The sequence below is a fragment of the Vibrio sp. 10N.222.46.A1 genome (assembly GCF_041473595.1).
Taxonomy (GTDB): domain Bacteria; phylum Pseudomonadota; class Gammaproteobacteria; order Enterobacterales; family Vibrionaceae; genus Vibrio; species Vibrio tasmaniensis_A.
Genome location: NZ_JBFRSN010000319.1, coordinates 1 through 11940, shown reverse-complemented (window position 1 = coordinate 11940; position 11940 = coordinate 1). Strand labels below are relative to the sequence as shown.

The following is an 11940-nucleotide window of genomic DNA, read 5'->3' as shown; positions in this document are numbered from 1 at the left end:
ATAGGTTATAGATCGGGTGATTTCACACCCCTTAAAACTGATTTATTAAATTCCCTTAAACAGGTTTCTCACATCCCTTTAAAAAGAGCTTGCGAGGCGCGGCTGATCGGTAACTTCTCGCCGGAGACATAAGCCGACATCTGGCCTGAGAGCCCTTTCTTCACCTTATCAATGGCCGAGACTTTCACCACCACTGAGCGGTGGATCTGCCAAAATTCATCAGGATTGAGCTGCGCTATCAACTCTTTTAGTGACACACGAAGAATAAACTCCTCTAGAGAACTGCCTTGGCCTTTTTTGAATATCGAGACGTACTTGTCTTCTGCTTTGAAATAAGCCACATCATCGACGGCGATTAGGTGAATGTCTTCCCCGACACTGGCTTTGAGCCATGTGAGGTGCTTTTGCTGCGATCGATAGGGAGGTTGTTGTGAAGTCGATTTTGATAACTGTTGAAGCTGAGCCATTAACGCCGTGATATCGGGCTGTTCTGGCGTAATACCTGATTGTGTTTGATTGCTCGACAGACGCGCTTGCACCTTCTGGCATGTCGCCAGTAAGCGCTCTTCATTGATTGGCTTAAGCAGGTAATCCATCGCATTATGTTCAAAGGCTTTAACTGCGTATTCGTCATAAGCCGTAATGAACACAATCAATGGCGGCGAATCTAGCTTGTTCAATTGTTTCGCCAGCGAGATTCCATCCAGCTCAGGCATACGAATATCGAGAAACGCCACGTCGGGCTTAAGCTGCTGAATACTCTGCATCGCCTCCAAACCGTTTTGTGCCTTGCTGACGATCTCCAGCTCCGGCCAAACCTCAGCAAGGCTCTTGTCTAGGTGGTGCCTTAACAGTGCTTCATCGTCTGCGATAATCGCCGTTACGCTCGGCTGTATTGCTGGGTTGTTCATGGTTAGTCCTTTAAATTCACACTGTAAATCGTCTATTTTTCGTCACTGTTCTGTGCTTTCTGGTCTGTAATTCTAAGCGGCTGCGTCAGTCAGTGGTAACAAGATCGTAGAGACTACCCCACCCTCAGCTTGTTCAGTAATCGTTAGGCTCGCCTGATCACCATAAAGGGTTTCGATTCTTTGACGAATATTGCTTAACCCAACACCATGCCCCGTATTCGCAGAAGGTATTTTCAACCCTGCACCACTGTCTGACACTTCAATCTTCAACTGCTCGGCTTGTTGAGTAATACGGATATTCACTTGGCCACCCGCCGCTTTGGGCTCAATGCCGTGCGTGAGTGCATTCTCGACCAAGGGTTGAATCAAGAACGGTGGAATCACCTGAAAATCACTAATCTCGTGTGTTTCAATCGAGAACGTTAAGCGCTCCCCCAAGCGTATCTTTTGGATATTAAGATAAGCGTCTAACAAGTCGACCTCTTGTGCGATGGTCGATTGCTCGTTGCGGCTGTTTTTCAAAGTCACACGCAATAAGTCAGTCAGTTTTTCGAGCATCAACTTGGCTTTCGCGCTGTCACTCTCAATCAACACATTGATGGTCGCAAGTGTGTTGAACAAGAAGTGCGGTTCAATTTGGCTCTGTAGTTGTTTAAGCTGACTGAGCACCACCACCTTTTCTTGATCGGCCTGACGACGCTTGGCCACTTCCAATTCGTTATCGGCACGTAACTGCTGCTCTCGGGTATAGAAATAGTAATAGCAAACCGAACAGAAGATCACACCGAGCAACACCACAGATTTAAGATCCGAGATATTGGCCCCGAAATACCCGTTCAACCAATAGTGCGCGTTCAAGGTACCAAAGGTCATCGCGAACACCATTGAGATTCCCACTTCAAGCGTTCGTGATGTTCTCTTAAACAATTTCACAAAGATGAAAGAAGAACCCACGGCGCTGTAACCAAAGCCAAAACTGATTGCCAGGTTAACCGTTAATCCGCCGCCCCAAATCGTATGGGTTGTAATCGCAATAAGAACACAAAATAACGTGGTGAACGCGAAACTCTTAATCCATGAAAATCGACTGTTTGAAGAAGTGTCCATTAAAATCGTCCTTTGATATTTAAGAGAATCATATGACTATCGGGTAAGCTGGCGTAAGCAGAATCACTTTTGCCGCCTAGAAAGCGTGCAGCAAGTTCCAAATCCAACGATGAATTACCATTATCTAGAGCCTGATAATTGAGCCACTGAGTCGCAATAAAACCGCCATCTTGTGGAGACAACATGACATCGAATGTTGGCGTGATATCTTCAAGCCAGCCATGTGTCGAATCCAGAGACCAGTGAAACATTATGTTGTGTTGAACCAAATTGGCGTGCTGATAGCCTTGCGCATAAGAACCTGCCAATGAAGATGTCATCGGATTAACCGACAAAGACTCTGCACTTTCTATTGCACTTTGCCACTCAGAGTTGCTCCACGCTCGGCTATCAAACCAGTATTCCAACACCACATTGTGGCCAGTGTCATTTGCCCATGTTAATCCGGCTAACGCTTGATAGGCCTCGCCCTGCTCTTCGAGGTAAACAGGTTTAAGCATTGAATCAGGCTGGCTGTAACCAAGGCTTTGTCGTTGATAGACCGCCGAGCCATGAAATTCCCACGCGAGATTCAATACCGAGACTAAATTCGCCCCAAGCAAGCCGTGACGCACATCGTCATAATAGGCGACCCATTGATACTCGTGATCGCCCACCAGGTTGTAACGACGTACCCCAAAGCCTTGTTGCTGGTTCTTCTTTTCGAATTCATTTATGTCTTGGGAAGTCCATGACGAATCGCTATAAAGCAGTGTCCACTCGCCCGTCATATCGAACAGTGACGCCGAAGCCACTCCCGCGCCTTCTTCTGCGACAATGCCCACCGGGTTTTGTCGATAAGGCTTGATGATGTCTAACGGTCGATAGCCATAACCCACGCCCCAATCAAGGCGAACCTTACCGAGTGTGACATCTAGGTAATGGTCACCGAACGCCGAATTCGACAGTTCAACCCCACCTTGCCAGAACAACTCACGCACAATGAATTCCGACTCAAAGCTCGCGTCATGTTGTTGAGGGTTATTGCTTAGAATATCGTTGGCTTTCACTGCGAACAGACCAAGCCAATTGTTATATCCAACCTCTAGATCCAACAAGCCATTGAATGACTGACGATTATCAGATGGTAAAGGGCTGAATGGCGACTCTCTCGATTCGATGGCTTCTGCACTGAGTTGCCAGTCCCACGCCAAGCTCAGATCGTCCGCTTGAATCGTGTTACTCACACAAAACAAGGCAAGCAAAGTAGCGATTGAAGACTTGATGTGGAATCGGCGATTGGAAGCTTTCATGACGTCCACCTACAGCCCAGACACGCTGTTACGCGATAGGTAGGCAGGGTTGTAATATTTATCTGCCAAGCTTTGTTCAATCACTTCGCGATACTCAATCACGGTTTTCTTACTCGGCTGAATCTTATCGAGCAAGGTCATCGACACCACTGTGGGTAATCCATCACGCACGCCTTCAGTAAACCAAGCTTGTTTCGCCAGTTTTCCAGAACGCAGATACAGATCCGCTTTAACTGGAAACGCTCGGTCTGTCGTTAACCACAGATCAATCGACTGATAACTCGCACCCTTGGTTTTCGCCGCGAGCTTTAGGTGATGGGTATCGAGTGTCTCGCCAGTCGGCATCTCAACCTGTTGCTCGGCAACCCACTCGCCTTGGTAATCTTCACTCCAAGTCAGCGTCGAGATGTCCCCAACCGAGGCTTCGCCCAACAATTTTTGCATCGGTGTGATACGAATTGGGCGACGAGATTTCGGCATCAACAACCAATAGTTATCTTCAATCATCAGCATCTTCTGCCCAGCCTCGACCGCCGACTTGAACACGACCAACGACTCTCGATTTGGTCTTGTATAGACGTTGTATTCACGGGTTTTGTCCAGTTGCTCGTCTTGATATAACGCCACCAAAGACACTACCTTAGACGCTTGTGCGCTGTTCAAACGATAGCTGTCTGCCTTGGCAATCATCTCAGTGACTTGTTGTGAATCGACAGCCCAGCTTGGTGTCGATACTAGAACCAATGCAGAACCTAAAACAGTGAGTAAACGAGTAAACTTATACATAAACCAGCGCCTCCGTGATTGGCTTATTCACGCCTTTGCGAGCAGAGAAATAAGCAGCCAGCAAACATATCGTCAGCACACCTAAAGTGGCGTAACCAACTAATTCCAGTGAGAAGTAAATGTTGAGTGGGTAACCTTCGGTTCTGCCTGGAGGTGGCGGCATCTGTATATCAACTACCAGCAATAACAGCGACACTAAACCACTCACTAACGCACCGATCGCACTGCCAATCACCGCCAGTAATCCCGCCTCTTTTAAGAAACCAGCCACGATTTCAGATGGGTAACTACCAAGAGCCGACAAGGTGCCAATTTCACGAGTGCGCTCGGTCACCGACATGGTCATGGTGTTAAACAACGACACAAACACCACCAATGCCATAACAGCACCCATGATGCCGAAGATCCGGTCGTAAAGATTTTTGACCTTGGTGTAGAAAAACGCGCGATCTTGCCACGGGGTGATCTCGATCTCTGTGCCTTGATCGTTTTGGCTCGCGCTATTTCGATCTAAAGTCGCTTGAATGCGTTGTTGAACGGTCGAGGTCTTGCTGGTTTCAAATAGGAACACCGACAAGGTGCTGACTTTGTCTGAGGCTAAAAGCTCTTGTGCGGTGGTGATGTGTACATACAGCTGACGCTTGTCCAGCTCAGGAACCCCAGTCGAGTAGATGCCCTGCACCTTAAAATCAAAAGCATTCAAAGCGCCGTCACTGGTGGTGGCGAGTAATGTTACCCAATCGCCAACCGCAACTTTGAGGTTACGAGCAAGGTCTGTTCCCAGCATGACTTGTGGCTCTTGGCTGTCGTATCTTGGTGACTTCACATCCGATAGGGTTTGTCCGCTGCGCACATCTAAGAAAGGACCTTTCATGTCGAACTCACGCTCATTGACGCCAGTTCCCATAAAGATGGTCGACTTACTGCCGTTAGACACCAAGCCGCTAAAATAGACTCTAGGCTGCACACCACGCACGTCGCTGTCACCAATGATGCTCTTGGTTAGCGCTTGAACATTATCGAGACCATTGCTCAGCGGCATGTCCTCATCTTGTTCAAAGTATCCCGGCGTGCTCAAGGTGAGATGACCAGTATCGCGCGCGGTCGATTCTCTCAAAGATTCATAAGTGTAAAGCCCATAACCACCAGCACTGGTCAGCGCAAATACGGCAATGGCAATAATCAATACCGATAGCAAACTACGACGACCATTTCTTAATAAATTAAGCCACGCCAAACGCACCGAAGTTGGAAGTAAAAACGTGCTCATTCTTTGTGTTAACTTGCCCATGAGATCGCCTCCGTAGTTACAGCTTGTGGAGCCAGTTGTCCGTCGATAAGTTCAATTACTCGATCGCAGCGCTGCGCCATTCTTGGGTCGTGCGTTGCGACAATAAAGGTGGTGCCCATTTCGTGGCCGAGCTCTTTCATAATATCGATCACTAGGTTGGCGGTGTGGCTGTCTAGGCTGGCGGTCGGCTCATCGGCAATCACTAAGCTTGGGTTGTGGATCAGTGCTCTGGCTATTGCGACACGTTGCTGCTGACCACCAGAAAGATTGTCTGGGCGGTGATGAACGTAATCCCCTAGCCCAACACGCTCTAACATGTCTTGCGCTCTGCTCTGCTGTTCTTGCTTAGAGCATTGGTTCAGCATCAATGGATAAGCGACGTTCTCAAGCGCCGTCATCACAGGAACCAGATTGAAACGCTGAAACACAAACCCCAACGACTGACGACGAAAACGTGCAGCGGCGATTTGCTCTGTCGGATAAGGTTTGCCGTCAATATTGATCTGCCCTCGGTAGTCCATGTCCAACAAACCCAAAATATTCAAAAGTGTGCTTTTCCCTGAACCCGACGGGCCACATAACGCCACCATTTCACCGCGTTGGATATGTCCATCGACCCCGTTTAATGCATCAACACGTTGACCGCCCGTGACATACGCTTTGCCGATATTTTTAAATTCAATCATTCCCTTGTCCTCTGATTACCCATCATTCTTAAGCGTTCGCTGTTGTTAATAAGCTTAAGTAAACCGCTATTTAGCATTCGCAGCTGTTACTTGGCTTTCGCTATTAGGGCCTTCGCTGTCATGGTCTCGATGTTTCCGGCATCGGTACTTTCCATTTTTTCAAGCCACACCTGTGCTTGCTCGAAGTCTTCAGCACGAATCGATGCGGTAATGGCGTAACGGTAAATCCACGAGGTCGCAGCGAAATGTTGTTGTTGGAAATCATCTTCCGCGAGTAACGAGAGGAACAAGTCATAACCACGATCGAAATGGTTAAACATGTCTGGCAGAGAAGTGTAAGTCACAGCAGCCATGGCGCGAGTTAGGTAAGAATCTGGCAGCCCTTGAACACGAGGTTGTTCATGAATCGGTTGGTCTTCGTCTTTAAGCAGCACCAGTGATTTATCAATGGTCGACAAACCCTTTTCCACATACTTCATCTTGTTCCAAGGTAAGAACGCATCACGCCCCATCAGGGTTTCTGTGCTTCCGAGGTAAACCAAGGTCAGTGGTGTCGCACCGTCTTGTTGCAGCGTGTCGTTCAGACGTTCGTAAGCCACCTCAACCAGATCTTCATTGCCTTGAGCGGCTTGATTGTAGATATCAAGAACGTCTGAACTTGGGTTAGCCTGCGCCAAAGTGGGTGCGAATGAAACAAGTGCAACCAGTAATGAACGCTTAAGCACAGAAGTGGTAGAACCTGAATTAAATGAGTGTGAAGTAGTCATGATTTCTAATCCCTTTCAAATGTTGACGTTGAAAGGTTAACTAGAATTTGTCGTGCAGTTTTATCAATGCGACGAATGGTAATTACCAGGAGTGAATGGTTGAGCGAGGGTGTGAATGGTGGGAACGATAAACAAGAAGCAAGAACTTGTGTCCACCTGTAAACATGCCCAACTGAATAAACAAGGGCTAACGGTCTCTTTCTTAACCAAATATCGTAAGGCGATCGTATCTATGTAGACGCTGAAGCAGGCAAAAGAGAGGCGTGTTATGCGCCTCCTTAAGTTACAACAAACTAACCTGAGTAAGCATGCGGTCCTGAGTATTTCCACAAAGGTTTCCAGTAAGACTCAAGCAAATCGTTAACAGGTTCACCTTCAATAAGGTAATTGACCTCGGCCAAATTACCAGGATAAAGGTTATCCGAACCGACGATACAAACCTCATCATCGACAATCATTACTTTTGAATGATTACCGGGAGCTGAATCAACAGCCCCATAAAAGAACCCACTCGCACTCACTGTCGTCCAAAATGGATGCCCAATCACTCCTTGCTCCGGTGGTCTCTCTGACAATGGCTGAGCCTTGAGTGTTGCTGTTTTTCCCTGCTCTGGAAGATTTGGCCATTTGTACGTATCGCCTTCAGTCGTCTTATCTTCCGGTACTTTATCGGTAAAAAAGAACGGCGCGATAAAGAGACGAGATAAAGCGTCCTGACGCTTACCATCACTGTCATCAAGGCGTTGATCGGTATCTGCATCGTGAGTCATGTAATACTCCATCAAACCAAATGTCCGTACCGCTCCCGATCCAAATGAGTATTGATCGCCTTCAGCCCCTGCGCCTGCATCTAGGGGCGATACAACGATCTGAACAGTTAGCCCTTCATTTTTCAGCAATGCTTCGATAATCCAATGACATACAACGTGATCTTTCCAGTTCTTTTTCCAAGCACTGATCACATCCTGCTGCGACATACGGATAACATTTTTCGCATTTAAAATTAGGCTCTTTTTCATGATTTCCGAGCCTATCTTAAAATCGGTATCTCGGTTAGGCCCTGTCCAATACTTACCGACCGTGAGTATACGGTCGGACTTTTTGTAGTCCTCTAGCTTATCGTATGAATGGTACACCTGACGCTCTTCAAAAACGTTAGCATCTAAGTCTGAGACTGAGCGCAAATCAAACTTTTCGATTTGATTAATTGAAGGCAACGGAGGTAAAGCTGGAGGTTGAGGATCGACTCCAGGTTGAATACCGGTTTCATGGACCTCTAGAATACTATTCTGTTTTTCCTGTATGTAATCCTGAACATAACTAATCATAAGAGGATCATGTGGATAGTTGGGTTCGCTATCCCTGTTGTACCAAGTGAGGTCATCAGTATCTAATGATTCCTTAGTAAGCAGAAATGTATCCGCCGTCCATAGTTCGTTAAGGAACAGTTGAGAACCTAAACTGGCCGCACCGTGAACGACAACAGAAACATCATGGACAGGAGGATAGCTTCGGAAAAGATCCATATTCAGGTTATGGCCACCAACCAAAGACTCAACACCATCACAGGCTATAATTTTGGTGTGATTCCAAGTCATTTTTGTATCAGAATCAGAAATTAATGACTCCGGAAGAAATTTCTTCTGTGCTGACATCCAAGAACCAGTCGCTCTTTGGTAGAACCTACCCACAACGAATTCAGGCATGATCTCCCAATATGCTGAGCGTGCTCTGATTAAGCGAACCAGAGCAGCTTTAAAGTCGATAAGATTATCTGGCTCATTGATAGGGTAAAGTGGCGTCTGACCAAATATGAACCGGAACTGTGGTGATTCGTTTCGGCCCATAGGCTTCGTAAGTGCGGTATCTATTGCTCCCAGAATCGCTCTCGCCCAATCAGGATCTGGGCTGTTTAACGACGAGATATCACACCGATAACGAGTCTTCTGTACTACCTCAACAATTGCCCGCTCAAATTCTCCCTGACGTTCAATAGCACGAGGCATTATCTCTGGACCAAACGACATCCCCCATATACTGGGAGTATCAAGTAACCTGACATAGTTCATATCACTGTCATGGTAGAAAAGGTCGTTTTTTAATAGTTCTTCTTTGATTAACTCTATTTTACTCATCTTCACCTTAACCTGCTGTTTATAAACAGCTTGTCAATTTACAAGCGGATTTCGATTTAACTCTGCTATCGATTAATTTGGGGATCATAAAAACTTCCAGTCAACCCACCCTTTGTTGCTTCGCTCTGTAGTTACCGGATAAGCGAGTTTATATGGGGGATCGCCAACTACATCGTCCATATAATAAGTATCGTTTGGGTTACGCCCCCAAATTGATGAGATTCTTCGAACATACGGCCTTCCGGGAAGGGAGTTACTATTACGAGTTTCTCCTCCCCCCATAATGTCGAACTCACGATGGAAGGTATGAATTTCTTTTCTTAGCTCTGTAACACTTTTTTCAACAGCGCAAGGAACAGCAAAATCGGTTCCCCATTGGGTCAGGTAACCTCTAGCCATTTTGTAGATTAGCTCAGGGATAGGAGCAACCGTTGCGCTTACCTTATCAGCAGAATAATAACCATCACTGGTAGTATTCCCGGCTACTGTGCCGTGTCTGCCACGGCAGGCATAGAGCTCATAACCAACAGGTTGAGGTCTGTTACTATCTGGAGCAAGAGGATCAGCTTGTTGTACATCGTTTGCCATGCTTGCCCAGCCTGGATACCTTTTTATCCAGTCCCACCATGACTGACTGTGGATAGTGATATCGTTATTTTCGTTTCTCATCCTTCCATTTGGCCGAGGAACTAGAGCTTGGAAGGCATGATCTTGTACGTTTAGATTGTATGATTGATCCCAAGAATAAACGCCTACGTAGTTAACGACATTTGGAGGTAGTTGAGTAAGAAGACTCCACCATGTGCCAGGCCCAGGAACCGGATCTATTGCGAAGATATTAACAGGCGTATTACGTGTTTTTTCGTCACCATATGCATATAAGAACCATGCAGCCATGATAGCTTCACAGGCTCCCCGACTATGCCCTATTAGGTTAAACACATCACCTTCACTTGCCGCAGCCAAGTTTGCTCCGTGCAGTGCTAACGCGGGCATAGTCCAACCCGCAAGGGACTCCTTATACTTGGTATACTGGTTTCCGCTAATATAGCTAGAAATATCAGACAGCAGTTCATCTGGCGCGTTAAGTGGACCGTTGACCATCAGTGGTTCACTGGTATCTCTGGTATGAGCCCAGTCATTCTCACCTGCCCCCCTGACCGTCATTCCAACACCTTTCAGCTCATTGATGATTCTAACGGGAATATAACCTGTTGAAGGAAGGTAGATATTTTTATCACTTTCCTCACGGGATACTTCCCCTTCATCACGAGTGCAAGCAGTGCCAGAGAAAGATACTGTCATTACACCTGTTTTCTCAGCGAATGAGAATCTCGGAAGAGCCGGAACAGAGGTGCTTATAAGTAAACCTGAACCACCTATCAAGCCTGATTTAAGGAAATCTCGCCTTCTTATATTCATATGCCTTACTCCCAAAAGTACTCAAAAATATTTTACTGTTTTGGAGCAAGTCCGAGCCTTGCTCTAGTCGAGACATTAACAGCAAGGGGATTATCTAAATGTAAGCAAATGTAATCAAGCGCAATGCACACGATTGCGCACGAAAAATTAATCTATGAAGAGAGTTACTGAGTTAAGTCAAAACGATTTATTCGGCCAATTTAAGCCAAGTAGTACATTCAGATACACATATACCAGACAAAAAAATAGCCGCTCAATGGCGGCTATCTTGTCGTGGTCTAAATTACTACATCTAAACCAAGGGTGCTTAATTTCTAAAGAAAAAGCACACTAGCATCGACTGGTTATTTATCTAGCTTAAAATAGCTTAGTTCTGAGTTGAGTTCTTTCGTCACTTCAACAACGCTTTGGTTTGCTTGAGCTGATTGATCAATGCCTTCAATATTTTGTTGAACCAGTACGTTCATATTTTCAAGCTGTGTCGATATATCTGTCGTAACGGCACTTTGCTCTTCTGATGCCGTAGCAACAATGGCATTCACTTCTGAAATACTTAAAACCTTTTCTGATATCGAATGAAAAGATTGAGCAAGCTCATCGGTCGTAGACTTTGTTAAGCGCATCAGTTCAACGTTTTTCACCATAGATTCATCCGCTTGCTTAGATTGGTCTTGTAACTGCGCAATGATTTCTTGAATATCGATAGTCGACTGCTGAGTTTTCCCAGCCAAAGCTCTTACTTCATCAGCAACAACAGCAAACCCTCTTCCTTGTTCACCGGCTCTAGCCGCTTCAATCGCGGCATTAAGCGCTAACAAGTTAGTTTGCTCAGAGATGTTCTTAATTACCTCAACAACACTGCTGATACGCTCTGAGTGCTCTCTAAGTAAATTCACGACCGTTTGAGTTTCTGATATTGATTCAGAAATTTCTTCTGTCGTGTCAGTTGAGTTTTTCAATGTTCCATGGCTTAGCTGAATAATGTCATTCGCTTCCATTGCTGACTGCTCAGCTCTTTGTGCGTTGTCAGCAACGTCTCTCGCTGTTGAAGATAACTCAGTCGCGGCCGTCGCGATTTGCTCTACCGATGATAGTTCATTCAAAGAGTTACTCTGGGATCGCTCTATCAGAGCTAAAGACTCTTCTTGCTTTTGGTTAATTGAATTCATGCTTACACCTGCCTGTGACAGGATATCATTCAATTTTGCAGACAGTTGAGACAAAGAATCTGAAATAGTGTCGAGCTCATTTCCACCCTCTTTCAATTTAACGTCCGATAAACGTCCATTCTCAAGGGCTTTAATCCAATTTACGATCAATGGTAAATTTCTCAATTCTCTTTTCACTAGGAAATAAGATGAACCAGAAGCAACGATAGAAGAGAAAAGAACCAACCACCATGAGAAAGAAGAGTTGGACTCTAAAACTGAATCAGAATGGGCTAATTCTTCCTTAGCGACGTCCAATTGCAATGAGATCAATTCACCAAGAACACCTCCCATATCATCGACAAGGAGATAAAGCTGAGTGATCATCTCAGAAT

At 45.9% G+C, this 11940-nt stretch carries 10 protein-coding genes; all 10 read right to left on the bottom strand.

Features of this window, described 5'->3' with window-relative positions; genetic code table 11:
• Positions 1-68: 68 nt before the first annotated feature.
• Entirely contained in the window at positions 69-911 is an 843-nt protein-coding gene (locus tag AB4496_RS10450) for a LytTR family DNA-binding domain-containing protein (protein ID WP_009846058.1), read from the bottom strand.
• A 72-nt stretch (positions 912-983) separates the two neighbouring features.
• On the bottom strand, positions 984-2018 hold the full coding sequence (locus tag AB4496_RS10445) for a sensor histidine kinase (protein ID WP_009846057.1): 1035 nt from the start codon (positions 2016-2018) through the stop codon (positions 984-986).
• Positions 2018-3310, bottom strand: a complete 1293-nt coding sequence (locus AB4496_RS10440; protein WP_009846056.1) for a hypothetical protein — start codon at positions 3308-3310, stop codon at positions 2018-2020. The genes AB4496_RS10445 and AB4496_RS10440 overlap by 1 nt, the downstream gene beginning before the upstream one ends.
• Before the next feature lie 9 nt (positions 3311-3319).
• Positions 3320-4096 (bottom strand): outer membrane lipoprotein-sorting protein, encoded by a 777-nt coding sequence (locus AB4496_RS10435; protein WP_009846055.1) that lies wholly within the window; start codon positions 4094-4096, stop codon positions 3320-3322.
• Positions 4089-5387 (bottom strand): FtsX-like permease family protein, encoded by a 1299-nt coding sequence (locus tag AB4496_RS10430; protein WP_009846054.1) that lies wholly within the window; start codon positions 5385-5387, stop codon positions 4089-4091. The genes AB4496_RS10435 and AB4496_RS10430 overlap by 8 nt, the downstream gene beginning before the upstream one ends.
• Entirely contained in the window at positions 5375-6073 is a 699-nt protein-coding gene (locus AB4496_RS10425) for an ABC transporter ATP-binding protein (RefSeq protein WP_009846053.1), read from the bottom strand. Before AB4496_RS10425 ends, AB4496_RS10430 begins: the two co-directional genes overlap by 13 nt.
• Before the next feature lie 86 nt (positions 6074-6159).
• Positions 6160-6840: a hypothetical protein gene (locus AB4496_RS10420; RefSeq protein WP_009846052.1), complete on the bottom strand. Its 681-nt coding sequence runs from the start codon at positions 6838-6840 to the stop codon at positions 6160-6162.
• 293 nt (positions 6841-7133) lie between these two features.
• On the bottom strand, positions 7134-8975 hold the full coding sequence (locus tag AB4496_RS10415) for a phospholipase D (RefSeq protein ID WP_009846051.1): 1842 nt from the start codon (positions 8973-8975) through the stop codon (positions 7134-7136).
• Between the two features lie 84 nt (positions 8976-9059).
• Positions 9060-10397 (bottom strand): hypothetical protein, encoded by a 1338-nt coding sequence (locus AB4496_RS10410; RefSeq protein WP_009846050.1) that lies wholly within the window; start codon positions 10395-10397, stop codon positions 9060-9062.
• A gap of 344 nt (positions 10398-10741) precedes the next feature.
• On the bottom strand, positions 10742-11940 hold a 1199-nt coding region (locus AB4496_RS10405; protein ID WP_372130925.1), incomplete at its 5' end, for a methyl-accepting chemotaxis protein.